Origin of the sequence: Sinorhizobium sp. CB7 (genome assembly GCF_041357635.1) — a bacterium.
GTDB lineage: Bacteria > Pseudomonadota > Alphaproteobacteria > Rhizobiales > Rhizobiaceae > Rhizobium.
Genome location: NZ_JAULLL010000040.1, coordinates 1 through 17937 on the forward strand (window position 1 = coordinate 1; position 17937 = coordinate 17937).

The window sequence follows — 17937 nt, forward strand, 5'->3', positions numbered from 1 at the left end:
GGCGATCGACGGCAGTTAGACAGTTAGGCCGGCATCCAGCTAAAAAGCCGCCGTGTGACGGCTCAGATTGCTGGTTCCAGCCCGCACGTCGTGAGGAGCGCATACTGCTTTCGGCCACTCACTGGACGCCAGTGATCGCGCCTCTAGAGGCAGCCGTCGCGCTCTTCAAGACATTCTGCATCATCTGTCGCGCGACGACCTTGAATTTCGGCGGCGATTTCAGGCGTGACCAATCCGCGTGAACTTACCTTCACGCGACAGGCTTTAGTCATTCGAGATCCGATTGTGGTCAACGATCTTGACCCTTGACATTATGGAGCGATTGTTCCACAAGCCTCTCAGCGTTATGTATCAATCGCTCCATAATGACAGGTCAGGACAAGGAAAATGGCACGACCGCGGGAATTTGACGAGGTGGCAGTGCTGGACGCCGCCAGCGATATATTCTGGACAAAGGGTTTTGAGGCGACCTCAACCCGGGAGCTGACCGAGCGAACCGGACTTACTCCCTCCAGCATTTATGCAGCATTTGGCGACAAGCGCGGACTATTTCGCTCCGCACTCGACCACTACCTCTCAAGGCTGCACGAAAAGATAACACAACTGAAAACAAGTTCAACGCCTGGACAGGCAATCACTGGTTTCTTCGAGGATACGATCGAGCGTAGCGTTCGCGACGCAATGCATCGCGGCTGCATGCTGGTGAATTCTGCACTGGAGGCATCGCCCCGCGATCCTGATTTCCGAGAAGCCATTTCCAATGAACTGAAGCATATTGAAGAGTTCTTTCGAAGCAGGTTCGCCGCCGGACAGGAGAGCGGGGAGATTCCGCTTGGGTCTTCTGCCGAAACTGCGGCACAGCAACTGCTTGCCGTACTTCTGGGCATCCGCGTCCTGGCGCGTGTCCGACCGGAGCGAGCGCTCATGACGGGCGCAGCACAGCAAACGCTCCAACTGCTCGGTCTGCCGCCGCTTCTCGGGCGGGGGGTCGCTCTGTGAAATCCACTCGCCGCAAAACTTGCCATTCAATGCATGCCTTCACCCAAAAAGGACCCCCATTATGACGAATCGAACCTTTCTCATTACGGGCGCCAGCAAGGGAATTGGTCGCGCTCTTTCGACGAGGCTTGCTGACGCCGGTCACCATGTCGTCGGTATAGCGCGTGGACAAGACCCTAGCTTTCCCGGAACGTTGGTGCCGATCGACCTTGATGATACCCGAGCATCAGGAGAAGCATTTAACGAGCTTGCTCAGCGGTACTCGTTCGATGGCATCGTCAACAATATCGGCTTGGCGCGTCTCCATGCGGTCGGCGAAATCGACCTACGGGATGTGGACGATATGCTGCGGGTAAACATCCATCCGACAATCCAAACGGTGCAGGCAATTTTGCCCACGTTGAAAGCGAAGCGCTGGGGCCGGATCGTCAATGTCACCAGCCTCGTAACGGTGGGGATCGCACTGAGGAGCGGCTATGCGGCAGCAAAGGCAGCCGTCAACAGTCTCACGCGCACCTGGGCCATGGAACTTGCTGAGACAGGCATCACCGTGAACGCGGTGGCGCCCGGCCCGATAGAGACTGAGATGTTCCGTCGCAACACGCCTGTTGGAAGCGATGCAGAGGCACATTTCCTGTCGATGATCCCAATGCGGCGCCTTGGCAAACCAGATGAGATTGCTGCAAGTATTGCTTTCCTACTCTCAGATGGGGCCAGCTTCATTACGGGGCAAACTCTGTTCGTAGATGGTGGGGGATCAATCGGCAGAACTGCTGCGTAACAGCCATTTTACCTGAATCACGAGCTCTATGTGAGTGACATGCATGAATTCGGCCATGGAGACTTCCTTGGCGCGAGTTTACGTGTGAATTTCGTGCAAGGTCAAAAGCCTTGATCACCCCGGGGCAAGCGCCGGCCAAGCCTTCATTGCAGCGTCGGCGACTTCGCGGAGTTCGTCCGCCGTTGATCCGTCCCGTGCTTGAATGGACATTCCCTGCTGGACGCTCAGAAAATAGCGCGCCAGAGCAGCCGGGTTTACGTCACTGCTTAGTTCACCGCTGGCGATAGCGTCTTCAATCTTACGCTCAACCAGCAGAAGTCCCTGCCGCCTGGCCTCCTCAACAAAATGGCCAAGATGCTCGCTTCCCTCTCCACGCGGGTCCGATAGCGTGACCATGCAGCCGCTAGGCTTGTTCTGTCCCGGCAGCACGTTGGCGGAATCCCGTAGGAAGGCCTCAACGGCGTCTCGAGCAGTCGTCGCCTTGCGAAAACCGTCCCAAATATGTGGTGCGACATTCTCCATGTAATAGGAGATGCACTCCTCATAAAGGCGCTCCTTGCTGCCGAACGCCGCATAGAGGCTTGGAGGCGCGATCGAGAGCCTTGAACAAAGCTCGGCCATCGATGTCGCGGCAAAGCCCTTTCGCCAGAACATATCCATGGCGATTGCCAATGCTCGTTCTCTATCAAAGCCGCGTGGCCTTCCGGTTCGCATCTGGGGCCTCTCTTAACGCTCATTCTCTTTAACGATCATTAAATAATTGTTCTTGACGCATCATGCAATCGTCCCGTATGACTTCTTTAATGATCATTAAAGAAGGAGATCAAACGATGGGTAAACTGCAGGGAAAACGGGCGCTGGTGACGGGCGGCAGCCGCGGGATAGGCGCGGCGATCGCGCGGCGGTTGGCAGCGGAAGGCGCGGATGTTGCTGTCACCTACCGGCGCTCAGCCGATGCTGCGAACAGGGTGGTTGAAGAGATCCGCTCGAAAGGACGCCGCGCGATCGCATTTGCCGCGGACAACGCTGATGATCTTGCGATTGACGGCGTAGTGTCATCGGTAGTGGCAGAGTTCGGCGGCCTCGACATCCTCGTCAACAACGCCAGCATCTTTGAAGTAGGTAGCCTTGAGAAGACTTCGCTCGAGGACATCGAGCGCAATCTCGCCGTCAATGTTAAGGCTGTCGTTCTCGCAAGTCGTGCCGCCATTCCACATCTCGGACCAGGAAGTCGCATCATCAACATTGGCAGCTGTCTCGCCACTCGAGTTCCGGGTCCCGGCGTAGCACTCTATGCGCTGACGAAGGCGGCACTGATCGGTTTGACGAAAGGGTTGGCACGAGACCTCGGGAGCAATGGGACAACTGTCAATATCGTCCACCCAGGGCCGACGGACACGGACATGAATCCGGCTGCTGGTGGGGCCGCGGAAGGACAGCGTCAGCGCATTGCGCTGGGGCATTTTGGCTCATCCGACGACATTGCGGCGAGCGTCGCATTTCTGGCGAGTGAGGATGGACGCCACATCACCGGCGCCGAACTGGCCGTCGATGGAGGCATTAACGTCTAGTGATGCCGCAAGAGTGAAAAAGAGAGGGTCCGGCATGCTGGGCCCTTCGCCTGCCGCGAAGCGTCAAGCAAACGCTTTCCCCGACGAGGCTGCCCAATCTCGTAAACAAGGCGACGTCCGCGGCACAAATAACGGAGATTTCAAGATGAAGGCGACAGACTGTCAGGATGGCGCGCCGAACGCTACCGCTCGCAATTGGCCGGTTCTCGCGCTCGCAATTGGTGCCTTCGGTATAGGCACCACCGAATTCGCGCCTATGGGCCTTCTGCCCGTCATCGCCGACGGCGTTAATGTGTCGATCCCGACGGCAGGCCTTCTCGTCAGCGCCTATGCCATTGGCGTCATGGTTGCTGCACCGATCATGACGCTGGCAGCCAGCCGCTTCGACAAGCGTACCGCGCTGATGCTGCTTATGGGCATATTCACCCTCGGCAATGTTTTGTCGGCTATGGCTCCCGACTACTGGACACTCCTTGCTGCCCGTATCGTGACGAGCCTTAACCACGGCGCCTTCTTCGGGCTTGGCTCTATCGTTGCCGCGAGCGTCGTGGCGCCCGAAAAGCGCGCAAGCGCTGTCGCCAGTATGTTCATGGGTTTAACGCTCGCCAATATCGGCGGCGTTCCTGCGGCCACGTGGATTGGCCATCAGATCGGCTGGCGAATGTCCTTTGCCGGAACTGCAATTCTGGGCCTGCTGGCGATTGCCGCCTTGTGGCTCTCCCTGCCGAGAGGCGGTGCTGGGAGAAGACCCAACATCATCGAAGAGCTGAAAGTCCTAACTCGGCCGGTCGTTCTGGTTGCAATGGCGACTACCGTGATGGGAGCAGGCGCCATGTTTACCCTCTACACATATGTTGCGCCGGTTCTCGCTGAGTTCACAGGCCCATCTGACGACTTTGTCACCATTGCGCTTGTCCTGATCGGCATAGGATTTACGATCGGCAATGGTCTTGGTGGACGACTGGCTGACTGGTCTCTCAATGGCGCAACGAAGATATTTCTTGGCGCGCTAGCTATTACAATGCTGCTCCTGCCCCTGGTCCTTGGCACCCATATAGGTGCTGCGCTCGGGCTCCTTGTCTGGGGCATTGCAACCTTTGCAATCGTTCCACCGGTACAAATGCGTGTCATGCAGGCGGCATCCGAAGCGCCCGGGCTCGCTTCCTCCATCAATATCGGAGCATTCAACCTCGGAAATGCACTTGGAGCAGCTGTAGGCGGCGGCGTGTTAAACCTAGGCCTCGGCTATCAGGCAATCCCTATCGCGGGAGGATTGCTGGCAGCTGCCGGCTTGGCATTGGTTATTGTCGGGGGAGCATACAAAGCCGGCACAGAGACGGACGCCTAAGGCCAATTCACCCCAGCCAATACCTTGGGCTCAGCCCCTTGCGTCCTGCCACGTCGGCAGGATTCGCAAGGCTGCACCAGTCGATGGAGAGGCAGCCACGACCGATGCACTCGGTAAGCCCGGACCGCAGGCGCTGCAACTCGGCTATGCGCTCGTCGATGCGGTTTGCCCACTCGCCCGACAACCGTGACCAATCGCGACGCGACGGCACGTGATCGGCTGGCAACTTGGCGAGCTCGGCCCCGATCTCCTCAAGTGTCAGCCCAATGCGCTGCGCAAAGGCGATGAAGGCGATCCCCGGACGGGTGAACCGCTGGATGCCTCTGCGCATGAGCAGAACATTCTCGTGGCGCTCGGCGGACGTGGCCGGTTCGGCCAATGAGGACATGATTGGCTTCGATCTTATCGATCGGCCAGCGCCGCGAACAAGATCCCTCAATACTATAATTTTAGCTGAATATTCAGTTTGCTCGACTAATTTGCGGTAAACCTCTCTTCCCAGTTGGAGTATTGACGGTGAGCTTTGTAACGCTTGACCAGGTCGAAAGGCAGCTCTCGCGCGGCTTCCGTTTTCTACGCTTCTCGCCCGAGATCGAAACCGTGTTTCTCAGGGAGTACGCGGCAGAGCGGGCGAGGCTCGTTACAATTTGGTGCGTAATCGGCCTGCTGATTTACGACCTGGTCTATTTCGGCGACAGCGCCATGGTACCGGACGTGCTGCCAGAGCTAATCGTCGTCCGATTCCTGATGTTCACGCCGTTCGTGTTCGGTTGCATATTTGTCGTCCGCCGTTGGCCGAACGCGCGCCTTTACGACATTCTGACGGTCACTGCAGCCGTGCTAAGCGTGACCTTACCGATGATCCCCGCCACGAAAAGCACGAGCCAATATCTTTTCGTCTACCAGACCTACAACTCCGCTGCGTTCTTGTACTTCGTGGTCTCGCTTCGACCACGGTTCCGTGCGGTGCTGACGGGGCTTGCGCTGACGTCCGCATCGCATTTCACGACCACATTCCTGACCGGCGCCTTCGACCAGGTCGCCTATTTCGGCATCATCACAGTTTATTCGATGTTATCGCTCTTTCTGGCGATCAGCGCCTACTTCCTGGAAAAAACGGACCGACAGAATTTTCTCAACCAACTGCGGGCCAGTCTTCTCTATCGGCAACTCGAGGAGAAAGCAGAACGCGACGAACTGACGGGACTATTGAACCGGCGCTCGCTGGCACGGATCAGCGATGACCTTTGGAATGGTGCGACACGCCAACAGAGTATCTCTGCCATTCTCCTCGATATTGACCATTTCTAGCGGTTCAATGACGTGCACGGTCACATAGAAGGCGATGCCTGCATTCGTGCCGTGTCGCAATGTATTCGCGATTCAGTTGATCAGACATCGTTCGTGTTCCGTTTTGGCGGAGAAGAAATGCTGGTGCTTCTGACGGGGCCCGAACCTATGCGGGTACTGGCGACGGCGGAGAGAATCCGCGCGGCGATTGAAGGTCTCCGCATTCAGCACCGGGGGCTCGGCGACGGCTGGGTGACAGCGAGCCTGGTATTGCGTCGGCGGTGCCGGCGGAGACCACGCTCGAGAAGTTGCTGCAGGAGGCCGACGAAGCGCTCTATGATGCAAAACACCTGGGCAGGAACACTGTAGCTGTCGCGAGCCTGCCGGAACCAGATGCACGCATAGCATAGAAGCCTCGCGCCTTCTGAAACCTTCATGCATTGTGTTAAAGGGTGAGGCACACCAGGCGAACCGTTGGGGGCGCAGGAGAGGGAAAAACCGACGTGAAAATCCGACAGATAATTGCAATTGCGGCACTGATTTCGGGATCTGCAGGTGCGGCAGCGCCACCGCCAGTCACGGCCGTCGATTTTGGCCCCCAGACGCTGACCCTCATCAATTCCTACAGGACGAGCCGCGGCCTATCTCCCCTGGCTGAAAATGCCACGCTGAAAGCCCTGGCCCTGCAACATAGCCGCTACCAGGCCGCCCGGAGAACCATCAGCCACGATGGCTATCGTCAGAGATCGGCCCAAGCCAAAGCTGCTGGACTGAGTGGGCTATGTACCGAAAACGTTGGTATTAGATATCGAAATGCACAGCATCTTTTTTCCGGATGGAGGAATTCCCGGGCCCATAACCAGAACTTGCTTCGACCTGATATGCGATACGCAGGAGTTGCTGTGGTCGGAGATTACGCGACTTTTTTCGCTTGTGGATAGCGTTTCAATATCAATAGGGCACATGCTCCATGATGATTTGGGTGTGCAGCATCGGCGCCTCCGCTCCGAAATAGGTTTCCAGCAGCGGCAGAAAATCGTCCGACTCATAAAAATTCGTCAACGCACGATCGGCCAGCAGGCGGAAGTTGGCGTCGTCGCGGCGCAGCGCTATCGCATAGGGTTCATGCGTAAACAGGCGATCGCCGATCTCGAGCGAGGACGGATCGCGCGCCCGCATGGCCAGGCTGATGAGCAGCACCTGATCGGCGATATAGGCATCGATCTTGTGATCCTCCAGCGCGATAAGCCCGTCCTCGTGCGTCTCGAAATCGGCAAGCCTCGTTTCCGACACCTGGGTTGCCAGTGCCTCGCGCAGCGTCGCTGCCGTTGTCGTGCTTGCACGCACGCCGATGACGCGTGTGGATGCGATATGCTGGCTAACTGGGCGAACAGCGGGCTTGCCGAGAAAAAGAGTCTGCAGGTAGTTGGGCGAATCTTTGCGAAGCAGCGCAGTCGCCCCGGTCAGAAAGATTGGCTGTGAGAAGTCCACGATTTCCCGCCTCTTCAAATTGACGGTGATCGCACCGCAAAGCAGATCGACCTGTCCATTCTTCACCGCATCGAAGCCGTTAGTGAGCGTCATCTCGATGTATTCGCGCTTCAGTTGCGGAACCTGACGTTCTATTTCATCGGCGATCTTGCCACAGAGGTCGATGGCATATCCCATCGGATTGGCGCCCGGCCTGCTGGAGGAGAAGGGCGCTTCATCGGCGATATAGCCGATGCGCACGCTGCTGCGCTGGGTGAGCGTGTCCAGCGTCGCAGCGCCTGCCGCGAAAGCAGAAAGGCAAAGGGCAAGATTCGCCAGCAGAAATCGTCTCATGCACTTTGCCATAGGCATGATCCTCATCTCCGAAAAACGGTTGCGTTCTCAAAGGCGTACACGCAGACTATGGGCTGCCCGCCATTTGTCAACTGTGGACGCCTCGGCGCCGCTGGAATTGACTGCCACATTTTGAACCAGGTGTTCGAGGTGCCGCTTTCTGCGACTAAATATGGCGCATTGCCCGATAAACAGTGCCCTATCGACATCGTAACGTTATGTCCGCTATTGGCGGCGCATTCCGTCCAACCGTGATCTTCCGCTCGCGGGCCATAAGCCGTCATGGCCAAGACCGCGCCGACGACAAATCGGCGGGGCCATTGCCAACGAATGGCAGTGGATCAGTCCAAAGTGACGACCACCTTTCCGATCTGTTCGTTGCTTTCGAGGAAATGTGTCGCTTCCTGAATTTGATCAAAAGAGAAGATGCGAGAGATCAATGGGTCGAGCGCACCCGACTGCAAACCCTCACGGATAAACATTTTCGCACGTTCGAGGACGGCATCCTCGGATACGATCTCGGTATAGAGATAGCCCTTAAGCGTGAGGCTTTTCCCTAGAACGGCAAACTGTGGGAACGGTCCTGGCTCCGGGCTAAGGGCTCCATATTCCAGAAGGATGCCTCCCACCGACATGCATTCGGCAAGCTGCGCGATCGCCGGTCCGCCGATCGCATCAAACACAACACGTGCGCCCTTGCCGCCAGTGATTTCCTTTACCCGCGCAGACAGGTCTTCTTCCGCTGTCGCGATGACATGATGGGCTCCAGCATTGAGCAGGGCCTCGGCTTTGACGCTGGTCCGGGTCGTGGCGATCACCGTCGCGCCGACGATGCGGGCGATCTGAAAGGCGGCAATGCCGACACTGCTCGATGCGGCGGAAACAATCACGAACTCGCCCGCTGAAAGCTTCGCCTGCTCGATCAATGCACCCCAAGCTGTGACATATTGCATCCACGATGCCGCGGCCTGTTCGAACGACAGATTGGCCGGGTGCTTCGTGACGTGACGGGCCGGAACATTGATGACTTCGCCGTAGGTGCCCCAGCGGGCCATGTCCAACGTCGGGATGACGCTGACAGCATCGCCTTCCGCAAATCCGCCCACGCCGCCGCCAAGCGCCTTAATGGTTCCCGCTGCCTCATAACCAAGCCTGGACGGGAACTCAGCTTCTTGAAGATAGGCGTGCTTCCGGAACATCACTTCCGCGCGGTTGAGGCCGATAGCCCGCACTGCGATCTGCACTTCATCGGCGGCTGGAGCCGAGACCTCGATGTCATCGATCCGGAGCACTTCGGGTTCGCCATATTCATGAAAACGTACGACTCTGGTCATGCTTCATTCTCCTTGCATGTTTTCCATCACGTGCTCGCAGGCAGCGCGACGGGTCACATACATTTGGCAGCTAGATGCAAAGTGAAAATACGGTAAACAAACGCACATAGTGGTCAAAAGTATACTGTCGGAGCGACAAGGTATGAACAAGAACCGGAACTACGACGAGGTACCCGGCTGCACGATGTACGCGGCACTCAATCTCATCAGTGGAAAGTGGAAAGGAATGATCCTTTACCACCTGCTCAAGGGCACTCTACGGTTCAATGCCCTGAAACGAGAGTTGGGTGACTGTTCGCAGCGGCTTCTGATCAAGCAGCTTCGCGAGCTTGAAGAGGATGGTCTGGTCGCTCGTCAGGTGTTCGCCGTCATTCCGCCAAAGGTGGAATATTCGATCACCGAGGAAGGCCGGACGCTAGCACCGATCCTGCTTGGTTTGCGGGACTGGGGGCATGGATGGTTGACCCGTCGCAATCTGGTTGCTCGCGACGATCATCTTCAAAAAAAAGATACGGGAATATCGTCCATTGCGTGAACTTGCAGGTGTTTTGCCTTTCATCGCCGCATGACTGCAATTGGCGCAATCCAGCCGGGGCGCTCGTCCGTAGTCGGCACAATGCGGTCATATCCAACATGATTGAGCTATTGTTTCAGTTGTGAAGTTTTTACCGACGGCGGGTAATCGCTACGTTTCGGATCTGAATTGAAAGCCTTCATAAATCTGTTACGCAATATGACCAAAGCAGCCTTGGCGCTTGTCATAATAAACAAGGCTTCACGAGTACGCATTGAATACCATGCTATGGCGCTTGCACGATGCGGCCACTGCCTCTGATTTCTGAGCGTCGCAGGATCGGATGGCCGTATAGCTCAACGTTGCCGCTCCCGGAAATGGAGACGTCCGCATCGGTCTGTGCGGTTATTTGCGCGTCGCCACTGCCGTGGATCTTGATCTGCGCGGACTTGGCAGTCAGGTCCTTGAGCCATGCCGCGCCCGAACCCGAGATGTCCACGTCGATCGTATCAGCGCCGCCGCTGGCGGCGACGCTGCCGCTTCCTCGGATACTCAAGCGCAACTGAGGCTGATTGATCTGCCACAAGGTTAGGTCGCCGCTACCGAGCAGCTTCCAGTCAGTTATCGCGGGTCCCGACACGCTGACAGCGATTTTGGATGCAAACCAGCCGGGATCACAATCCAAGCTCAACCTGTGACCTTCCATTCGCACATGGTCGAGAAGTGAGGGATCTCCGCTCACGATAGCCTCCGCCTTGTCCCCCCGCTGATAGCGGACCGAAGCCGGCAGATCGATTATTAGACTGTCACTAGCCGCGAAAGTAAGGGTAACCTGCTGTCTGGTAGATGCGGTGGATCCACATGCGGACGGCATTGCACCCCATAGCTGCCTCGCATCGGCCCAATCTCGCCCCGAAAGTCCGATACCCAGGGTTAGAAAGATAACTGAGCCGATCAGTCCGGCCGTCGCGACGATCGTCAATTTTCCGCTCATTGTCAGGTTCCTTCAGCGTGTTGACATAGCAAATCTAAACGCGCTCGTGATCCAGCTTAGCCAAGCGGAAATGGAGTCTGGCATAGTGGCCGAGAAAACGTACGCCTGCGCCCAGTCCAATGAGCAGCAACGCGCCGCCACCCAGCAGGCCACTCACAAGGCCAGCGCCAATGAGCAAGCGCGCTACTACTCCAGTCACCGGTTCACCAAGGTGGAATAGGAAGGTGGTGAAGACAATCTTTACGCCGACCGCGCCGATCGCCGACAGTGCGGTCGCGACGCCGAGTGCAACGAAAATCGTGACGATCAGCAACGGCAGCAGGAAGAAAATGTCAACGATCGCGAGGCCGGCGAGAGCCGTTGTGGCTGCCAGAAGATTCGAAAGGCTCCAGTGAGCTTCGAAGCGGCGCAGGCCAGCGTCAGCCCGTAGTTCCCTGGCAATTCTGGCCGGGTCGCCCAATGCGGCAGCGACCTCTTCTTCGCCGCGGCCGGACGTATTCGACTCGGCAAAGTGAGCGGCATAGTCAGCAACGATGTCGTCGACATCTTGAGGCGGCAGACCGGCAAGTCCCGATCTCAGCGCACGTAAGAAAGCATCCCTGGTCATGGCAGATCCTCAAGAAGTTTATCGACGGCATCCGCAAACGATCGCCAGTCGCGGCGATGAGCTTCGAAAACCGCCTGGCCCAACGGCGTCAGGCGATAGTATTTGCGCGGCGGCCCACTGCTCGACTCCATGATGCGGGTGGCCACCAGGCCGTCATTTTGCATCCGGCGCATCAGCGGGTAGATCGTGCCTTCACCCATGCCGACCGCCGCGACCAATGTGCTGGCAATTTCATAGCCATAGCCCTCACCCCGTGAGAGCACGGCCAGAACGCAAAGATCGAGGGCACCTTTTCGCAATTGAACTTGGATCGAGTCGGCCATGAAAACCTCAACTTTCCAGCTTGAATATAACAAGCTATCTGCTTATGCAAGGTATCCCCGTGTTCAGCCCACGCTGAACGCGTAGGTTCCTCACTTTCACTTGGATGTTTCCTACCGAATGGACTCGTAAGTACCTCTCGCTGAATGGAGCAATTCAATGACTCGTCTCGCTTTAGCGCTTGCTGCGGCTCTCTGCCTCATCGCGCCATCGACCCATGCTGCAGGCTTGAAATTCATTCAAATTCCGGCCGATGAGAACGGCGCGGCCATCGATGCGGCAATGTGGTCGCCTTGTGCGGCGGCATCCTCAGAAATGAAGATCGGAGCACTGACTGTACCGGCGGTGCCAAATTGTCCGATTGTCGGCGAAAAACTGCCGCTCATTGTCATTTCGCACGGTTACAGTGGCTGGTATCTCGGCCATCATGATACCGCTGAGGCGCTTGCCGATGCCGGTTTTATCGTCGTTGCAGTCAATCATCCCCATGCCAATCACGCGGATATGAGCCGTGCAAACGGCCTCCGCGTGCTGATCGAGCGTCCCGCCGATATCAAGCGAACCATTGATTTCATGCTTGCCGCCGCCCCCGATGCCGCGAAAATCGATCCGCAGCGTGTCGGCTTTTATGGATTTTCCCAAGGGGGCTATACGGGCCTTGTCATCGCCGGGGCGAACCCGGATTTCAACAAGCTGCCGCCGCGCTGCGCGGATCCGAAAGCGACCGGATGCTCGCCCGTCAATCAAGCTCAGCCTTCACGGCCAAAGCTACCATCTCAGTCATTGACTCACGACCCTCGTGTCAAAGCAATGGTTGTAGCGGATCCGCTAAGCGTCGTTTTCCAAACGACTGACAGTGTGAAGGATGTCAAAATTCCTCTTCAACTTTGGGGATCGGAACTCGGAGGAGGTGGCGGAGCGTCGCCCGAAAATGTCGCAACGCTTGCCCGCCTATTGCCCGGAAGGCCCGACTTTCGGATCGTCCCCAACGCCGTGCATCTCTCATTCCTGACACCTTGCCCGGAAATACGGCCACCTTCGGACGCCTGCATCGATGCTCCTGGCTTCGACCGTGTCGAATTCCACAGAGAGTTCAATGGTGCGGTAGTCGCATTCTTCCGCCAGCATCTGGAAGCCAGGCAGCCTTGAAAAGCGCAGCTAGACACTTCGGACGGTGACGAGAAACATAGATTTGCGCGTAAGGTTCTTCAGCTTCGCCCCTCAGGCGCTTCTGCATCCAGCCGAGGTGGCTGCGAGAGCCAAGCCGGCCGAAGGCGCGACCGTTGATCAACGAGCCTCAACGTCAACCGACCAGATACTGGATGTGATGGCGGCCATGAACGGCCGACTTCTCGATATGAGCCCGCACACCGAACACATCGCGAATGAGATCTTCCGTCAGCACCGCTTCGGGACGGCCTGCGGCCACCACGCGGCCGCCCTGCAGGACGGCGAGGCTGTCGCAGAACATGGCCGCCAGATTGAGATCGTGCAGGGCAATGACGCTGGTGACCGGGAGCTTCGTGACAAGGTCGAGGAGCTCCAGCTGATGCTGGATGTCGAGGTGATTGGTCGGCTCGTCGAGGAGCAGTTCGGACGGCGTCTGCGCCAGCGCCCGGGCGATATGGGCGCGTTGGCGCTCGCCGCCCGAAAGCGTGCGCCACAGCCGCGTTGCCTTGTCCGTCATGCCCACTTGTTCCAGCGCCGCGCGCACTGCCGATTCATCGGCGAGATCCCATGGCGAGAAAGCGCCTCTATGGGGCGTGCGGCCCAGGCGGACGACGTCGCTTACGGTTATCTCGGCGTCCGTGGTCGCCTGCTGCTCGACCAGTGCAACCCTTCGCGCAATGTCGATGCGGGCGATCCTGGCGATGTCGACATCGCCGAGCCTGATCACGCCGCTCTTGACCTGCCGCAGCCGGCAGATGAGGCGCAGCAGGCTGGACTTGCCCGAGCCGTTCGGACCGAGCAGTCCGAGCGTCCTGCCGCTGGCGATTTCCAGGGTGACGCCGTTGACGATCATCGCGCCGCCTGCGTCCCACCGCACATCCTCGATCGAAATGCTCAAACCGCCCTCCTGGCTTTGTAGAGAATGATGGCGAAAGCCGGCGCGCCGAAGAGTGCCGTGACCACACCGATCGGCAGGACCTGCTGCGCGACGATGGTGCGCGAGACGATATCGGCGAGCACCATGAAGATCGCGCCGATCAGCGCCGTTGTCGGCAGCAGACGGCCATGTCCGGGACCGACGAGGAAGCGCGCGGCATGCGGAATGACCAGGCCGACGAAACCGATCGAGCCGACGATGCTGACCATTGTGGCCGTCATCAGCGCCGTCAGGGCGAGCAGGACAATGCGCACGCGCCTGACCGGAATTCCGAGTGAAGCTGCGGAATCGCTGCCGAAGGTGAAGGCGTCGAGCGCGCGGGTATGAAACATGCAGATGAGGAAGCCGGCAAAGGCAACCGGCATGGCGAGAAAGACGTCCGGCCAGCGAACGCCGCTGAGGCTGCCGAGCAGCCAGAACATCACGCCCCTTGCCTGCTCGGCATTGGCCGAGGTCGTGACGATATAGGAGGTGAGCGCATTGAAGAGCTGCGAACCGGCAACCCCTGCCAGAATGATCCGGTCGGCGCCGCCGCCCGCGCCCGCCGCAAGCAGAGAGACGAGAACGAAGGCTGCGACTGCGCCGATGAAGGCGCCGGTCGAAAGGGTCATGACCCCGGCCCCGACGCCGAGGATCATGATGGCGACGGCGCCGGTCGAAGCACCCGCCGAGATGCCGAGCACGTAGGGTTCGGCAAGGGGATTTCGAAGCAGCGCTTGCAGGATGGCGCCCGTCAGCGCAAGCGCCGCACCGGAGCTCGCGGCAACCAGCGCCCGGCTCAGGCGATAGTCCCAGATGATCCCCTCATGGATCGGCTTGATCGTGAAGGTCGCACCGAAGACCCGATTGGCGATTGCTTCCGCGGTCGTCTGCAAGGGGATGACGATTTCGCCGATCGACACCGCGAGGCTGATCGCCAGCATCAGGGCGATCAGCGAGAGTGCGGACAGGGCGGCAAAGGCGCCCCACCCGCTTCGTTGCGTGGTTGTTGCGATGCTCACTGGGCCAGCCCGAATTTCCGGATGCCTTCCGCCAATGTCTCGATGCCGTCGACAATGCGGATCGACGGGCTCATCGCCTGCGAGTCCATCACAATGATATGCTTCTTTTCCACCGCATCGATCTTGCTTGCGACCGGATCGGTCTTAAGGAACTTCACCTTGATCGCCGGATCGTCGGCGGCATAGCGACGGCGGTCCATGGCGGCAATGACGATGATGTCAGGGTTGAGGCCCGCAATCGTTTCCCATCCGACCATCGGCCATTCCTCGTTCGTGGTGATCACGTTCTTTGCGCCGAGGGTCTGCATGATATAGGCGGGCGCTCCGTTCCGTCCGGCCATATAGGCCTCGCCGTCCACCTCCTTGCTGGAGAACCAGAAGACGACGGGAATGCCCTTCGCCTTCGCATTGGCAACCGAGGCGATCGCCTTGGCCTCACGCTCTTTCAAGCCTGCGATCAGGGCATCGCCCCGATCCTGAACGTCGAAGATCTGCGCAAGCTCGGCGATTTCCTGATAGATGAGGTCGGTCTTCAGCATTTCCTTGCGGACACCGTCCCCGCCGACGGAATTGTCCTTGGCGGCGCAATCGGCCGGCGCAACATAGCTGTTGATCCCGAGCTTCGAAAACTGATCATAACTGCCAACCGAGCCGTTCGGACCGACATGCCATTCGAACTCTGCGGCAACCAGTTCGGGATCAGTTCCGACGACGGACTCAAAGCTCGGATCATTGTCCGCAAGCCGTTTGATCCTGCTGTTTTCCGCCTCGAACTGCTTCAGGACAGGGCTGAACCAGACTGCGGTTCCGGTGATGCGGTCGGCAAGACCGAGCGACAGTAAGATCTCGGTCATGGCCTGGCCGACCGACACGACCCGCTCGGGCGCCTTCTCGAAGGTGACGGACCGGCCGCAATTGGTGATGGTCAGAGGATAGACCGTCGGGGCCGCGGACGTAGCCGACGAGCCTGCCCCGAAAGCGAGCGCCGCAAGGGCGAAGGTCAGGGCGCGCGGCAAGGATTTGCGGATAATAGGATGGGGAAACATGGCAATGCTCACTGAAAATCGGAGGCGTGTCCGCTTTGCGGATCGATCGCTCCGGTGTTGATGGGAAATGCTCGCTCAATCGGCGGCGGTGCCGGTAGCTGTGCCACCAGATTACTGGCAGACGCGCTAGCGATTATCTTTTGTCGAAAAAGAGGATCCGGTCCGTCTCATGCGGGCGGGTCTGCGCCTGAAAATGGCGTCAAAAGAAATCATGTCGTCTCCTGTTCCGGGCAACCCCGCCCGTTCAATTGGATCTCTCTTCGACGGCAGGTCTCCTGGCTCGCGGATATGCGCCGGTTCATCTGCCTTCCCGTGAGGCTTAAGCTCACAGTGGCATGGCGCTCTCGCGCCACGGGGATGATCGGCAATCCGCTTACAGTTGCGGGGGCAGCCACGGTCTTGGTCCCTCTTGGGTCGTCCGCACCGTGTTCCCTATTAATCCCTTCTGAGTCGTCATCGGGGAACCGTCGCGCTCAGTTACGCCGAGCGCGACGGTCGCGTCAAGCCGCGGGAGGCAAGCGGTCAATGGACGGTCCCGGATCCCCCAACGGCGACGATGCTGAAGGGCTGCCCTTCGACCGCGATGGTGCGGACCTCCTTCATCGTGTCGATGTCGATCATCCGAACGAGGCCATGGCGGGGATCGGTGATGGCAACCTCATCGCCGGCCACCGCAAGCCTGGGGCGTGGGTCGCGCCAGTGGCCGTCCTTGCTGTAGGGCTCGGTGACCGTCGCCGATACGCGGATTTTCCCATTCAGGATATCGATGACATGCAATTGCCCATCTTCGGTGAGCACGTAGGCGTTCTTAATGCGCGCAGGATCGAGTGCGAAATCGATGCGTCGGGTCGGCAGGTCTACAAGGCGGTAAGGCTCGGCGCTTTCGGGATCGATCAGGGCAATTTTGTCTTCGCCGTAATTGCCCAGGAAGAACTGCATGGCCTTGCTGCCGAGCAAGGTGGTGACCTTTCCCTTCGGCAGTGCTTCGCCATATTCCAGCATTTTGAGTTGCACGGTCCCCTGCTTGCCGGGACGCGCGATCAGGACGCCTTCTTCGCAGCCAAAGGCGACAAGCCTCGCCGAGAAGGCCTCCCCGTGCAACGCCGAGCAGGGTTCCACCTCGCCGATCTGCCCGCCGCTCGCATCGAGAACGCGCAGACCGAGACGCGGCGGCAGTTCATCCGGCTTCGTCTCCGCCTTGGTATCGGGAACGGAAACAAGCATGTTCTCTCCCATGGGGACGGCGACTCCATGGTGCGGCGCCGTCGCATCGATGGTCCTTTGGTGCGCCTCGCCCGTAAGGATTCCTTCTTCGGAGAGAAGCCTCGCTTTGCCCTCCCGGTCGTAAAACAGCACCACGTCGTCGCCATGCATGACGGCGTGGACCGGTCGCTTCCCGTCGAAGGCAACCTGTAGCAGCTCGGGTTCGGACATTTCCAGATCGCGATGCTCGCCATGGTCGGAAAGCGTCACGCCGGATTTGATCGCCTGGACGGTATCGGCTTCGGTTTGGACGGCAAAAACGGTCCGGCCGGAACCGCTGGCGGAGAGCGCAGCATATCCCTTCAACCCGAACTCGCCAGTCTGCCTTCCCGTCATAGCATCGAATGACCGAGCTATCGGAGCGGTATGATCGGCAACGAACAGACGCCATGCCTGCCTTTCCTCTTCGGCATAAGCCGAGCCCGTCAAAATGCCTGCCGCCGCAATACTTCCGACCATTGTCGATCTGGATATCATGGAAATTCTCCTTTGATATGTAATAACATTACGTCTGCTATCAAAGTTGCCGAACCCTGTCCAGTCTCTCGGTCCGCAATCTAGAACTTGAGGTGCCAGATGTGAGCTTTCCGGAGGTTGTCCGTGTTGATGCATGAGCTAGAGCAATTCCAGGAAAGGTGCGGAACGCGGTTTTCCGTCCGGAATTGCGTAAAAAATAGAAAGTTAGAGCGGTTCTGCGCTTCCATGAAGGCTGAAACGCTCTGGCGGGGATCTATGAAGGGCAGTGCGAGGACACGACTGCCGGCTTAGCCGAGGATCAGGGCCGGGATGCGCCTCTCTGCCCTCATCAAGTCAGCTCAGCCGACGGCGTCTGCGCCGCGGGATTCGATTGGGCCTGGGGGATGTTGTCTGGCGTTGACGCTCCCCCAACCTCCCTCACATGAGGAGTTTGTGGTCAAGGGTTATAAAGGTGGCATTG

18 protein-coding genes, 1 pseudogene and 1 riboswitch are annotated in these 17937 nt (G+C 58.5%); of the genes and pseudogenes, 8 read left to right on the plus strand and 11 right to left on the minus strand.

Translation table 11 applies throughout. From position 1 onward, the window contains the following. Nucleotides 1-387 precede the first annotated feature (387 nt). Nucleotides 388-999: a TetR/AcrR family transcriptional regulator gene (locus AAE029_RS35630; RefSeq protein WP_371077662.1), complete on the plus strand. Its 612-nt coding sequence runs from the start codon at nucleotides 388-390 to the stop codon at nucleotides 997-999. A 61-nt stretch (nucleotides 1000-1060) separates the two neighbouring features. Next, nucleotides 1061-1780, plus strand: a complete 720-nt coding sequence (locus tag AAE029_RS35635) for an SDR family oxidoreductase (protein ID WP_371077663.1) — start codon at nucleotides 1061-1063, stop codon at nucleotides 1778-1780. A gap of 114 nt (nucleotides 1781-1894) precedes the next feature. On the opposite strand, the gene AAE029_RS35640 is transcribed toward AAE029_RS35635, so the two are convergent. Next, the gene (locus tag AAE029_RS35640; protein WP_371077664.1) at nucleotides 1895-2440 is read right to left on the minus strand and encodes a TetR/AcrR family transcriptional regulator; all 546 of its coding nucleotides are present in this window, start codon (nucleotides 2438-2440) and stop codon (nucleotides 1895-1897) included. Between the two features lie 170 nt (nucleotides 2441-2610). Here AAE029_RS35640 and AAE029_RS35645 point away from each other — a divergent pair, with 170 nt between their 5' ends. Together AAE029_RS35645 and AAE029_RS35650 are read left to right on the plus strand one after the other, a co-directional pair. Next, a complete protein-coding gene (locus AAE029_RS35645; protein ID WP_371077665.1) occupies nucleotides 2611-3351 on the plus strand; it encodes an SDR family NAD(P)-dependent oxidoreductase in 741 nt (246 codons plus the stop codon). A 145-nt stretch (nucleotides 3352-3496) separates the two neighbouring features. Beyond that, the gene (locus tag AAE029_RS35650; RefSeq protein WP_371077666.1) at nucleotides 3497-4699 is read left to right on the plus strand and encodes an MFS transporter; all 1203 of its coding nucleotides are present in this window, start codon (nucleotides 3497-3499) and stop codon (nucleotides 4697-4699) included. A gap of 7 nt (nucleotides 4700-4706) precedes the next feature. Here AAE029_RS35650 and AAE029_RS35655 read toward each other — a convergent pair whose 3' ends face one another. Continuing rightward, on the minus strand, nucleotides 4707-5087 hold the full coding sequence (locus AAE029_RS35655) for a MerR family DNA-binding protein (protein ID WP_371077667.1): 381 nt from the start codon (nucleotides 5085-5087) through the stop codon (nucleotides 4707-4709). Nucleotides 5088-5770: 683 nt separating this feature from the next. On the opposite strand from AAE029_RS35655, the pseudogene AAE029_RS35660 reads away from it, so the two are divergent. Together AAE029_RS35660 and AAE029_RS35665 are read left to right on the plus strand one after the other, a co-directional pair. Further along, a pseudogene (locus AAE029_RS35660) lies at nucleotides 5771-6358 on the plus strand (GGDEF domain-containing protein). 134 nt (nucleotides 6359-6492) lie between these two features. Further along, a complete protein-coding gene (locus AAE029_RS35665; protein WP_371077668.1) occupies nucleotides 6493-6930 on the plus strand; it encodes a CAP domain-containing protein in 438 nt (145 codons plus the stop codon). Between the two features lie 10 nt (nucleotides 6931-6940). Here the strand turns inward: AAE029_RS35665 and AAE029_RS35670 are convergent, their stop codons facing one another. Beyond that, a complete protein-coding gene (locus tag AAE029_RS35670; protein ID WP_371077678.1) occupies nucleotides 6941-7825 on the minus strand; it encodes an amino acid ABC transporter substrate-binding protein in 885 nt (294 codons plus the stop codon). Nucleotides 7826-8154: 329 nt separating this feature from the next. Continuing rightward, nucleotides 8155-9147: a zinc-dependent alcohol dehydrogenase family protein gene (locus AAE029_RS35675; protein ID WP_371077669.1), complete on the minus strand. Its 993-nt coding sequence runs from the start codon at nucleotides 9145-9147 to the stop codon at nucleotides 8155-8157. 142 nt (nucleotides 9148-9289) lie between these two features. Here AAE029_RS35675 and AAE029_RS35680 point away from each other — a divergent pair, with 142 nt between their 5' ends. After that, nucleotides 9290-9682: a winged helix-turn-helix transcriptional regulator gene (locus AAE029_RS35680; RefSeq protein ID WP_371077670.1), complete on the plus strand. Its 393-nt coding sequence runs from the start codon at nucleotides 9290-9292 to the stop codon at nucleotides 9680-9682. 265 nt (nucleotides 9683-9947) lie between these two features. Here AAE029_RS35680 and AAE029_RS35685 read toward each other — a convergent pair whose 3' ends face one another. From AAE029_RS35685 to AAE029_RS35695, 3 genes are read right to left on the minus strand one after another with little or no spacing between them, the layout of a single operon-like run. After that, nucleotides 9948-10655, minus strand: coding sequence for a GIN domain-containing protein (locus tag AAE029_RS35685; RefSeq protein WP_371077671.1), 708 nt, complete (start codon nucleotides 10653-10655; stop codon nucleotides 9948-9950). 34 nt (nucleotides 10656-10689) lie between these two features. Continuing rightward, on the minus strand, nucleotides 10690-11262 hold the full coding sequence (locus AAE029_RS35690) for a DUF1700 domain-containing protein (RefSeq protein ID WP_371077672.1): 573 nt from the start codon (nucleotides 11260-11262) through the stop codon (nucleotides 10690-10692). Next, nucleotides 11259-11585, minus strand: coding sequence for a PadR family transcriptional regulator (locus AAE029_RS35695; protein ID WP_371077673.1), 327 nt, complete (start codon nucleotides 11583-11585; stop codon nucleotides 11259-11261). Before AAE029_RS35695 ends, AAE029_RS35690 begins: the two co-directional genes overlap by 4 nt. A gap of 157 nt (nucleotides 11586-11742) precedes the next feature. Between AAE029_RS35695 and AAE029_RS35700 the strand changes: the two genes are divergently transcribed. Beyond that, nucleotides 11743-12732, plus strand: a complete 990-nt coding sequence (locus AAE029_RS35700) for an alpha/beta hydrolase family protein (protein WP_371077674.1) — start codon at nucleotides 11743-11745, stop codon at nucleotides 12730-12732. Between the two features lie 154 nt (nucleotides 12733-12886). On the opposite strand, the gene AAE029_RS35705 is transcribed toward AAE029_RS35700, so the two are convergent. The 4 genes from AAE029_RS35705 to aztD form a co-directional block, all read right to left on the minus strand. Then, nucleotides 12887-13651, minus strand: a complete 765-nt coding sequence (locus AAE029_RS35705; protein ID WP_371077675.1) for an ABC transporter ATP-binding protein — start codon at nucleotides 13649-13651, stop codon at nucleotides 12887-12889. Beyond that, the gene (locus AAE029_RS35710) at nucleotides 13648-14613 is read right to left on the minus strand and encodes a FecCD family ABC transporter permease (protein ID WP_371077679.1); all 966 of its coding nucleotides are present in this window, start codon (nucleotides 14611-14613) and stop codon (nucleotides 13648-13650) included. Before AAE029_RS35710 ends, AAE029_RS35705 begins: the two co-directional genes overlap by 4 nt. A 74-nt stretch (nucleotides 14614-14687) precedes the next feature. Then, entirely contained in the window at nucleotides 14688-15737 is a 1050-nt protein-coding gene (locus AAE029_RS35715) for an ABC transporter substrate-binding protein (protein ID WP_371077676.1), read from the minus strand. Between the two features lie 247 nt (nucleotides 15738-15984). Next, a riboswitch (cobalamin riboswitch) is annotated at nucleotides 15985-16221 on the minus strand. A 38-nt stretch (nucleotides 16222-16259) separates the two neighbouring features. Then, a complete protein-coding gene (gene aztD, locus AAE029_RS35720) occupies nucleotides 16260-17477 on the minus strand; it encodes a zinc metallochaperone AztD (protein ID WP_371077677.1) in 1218 nt (405 codons plus the stop codon). Nucleotides 17478-17937: the final 460 nt, after the last annotated feature.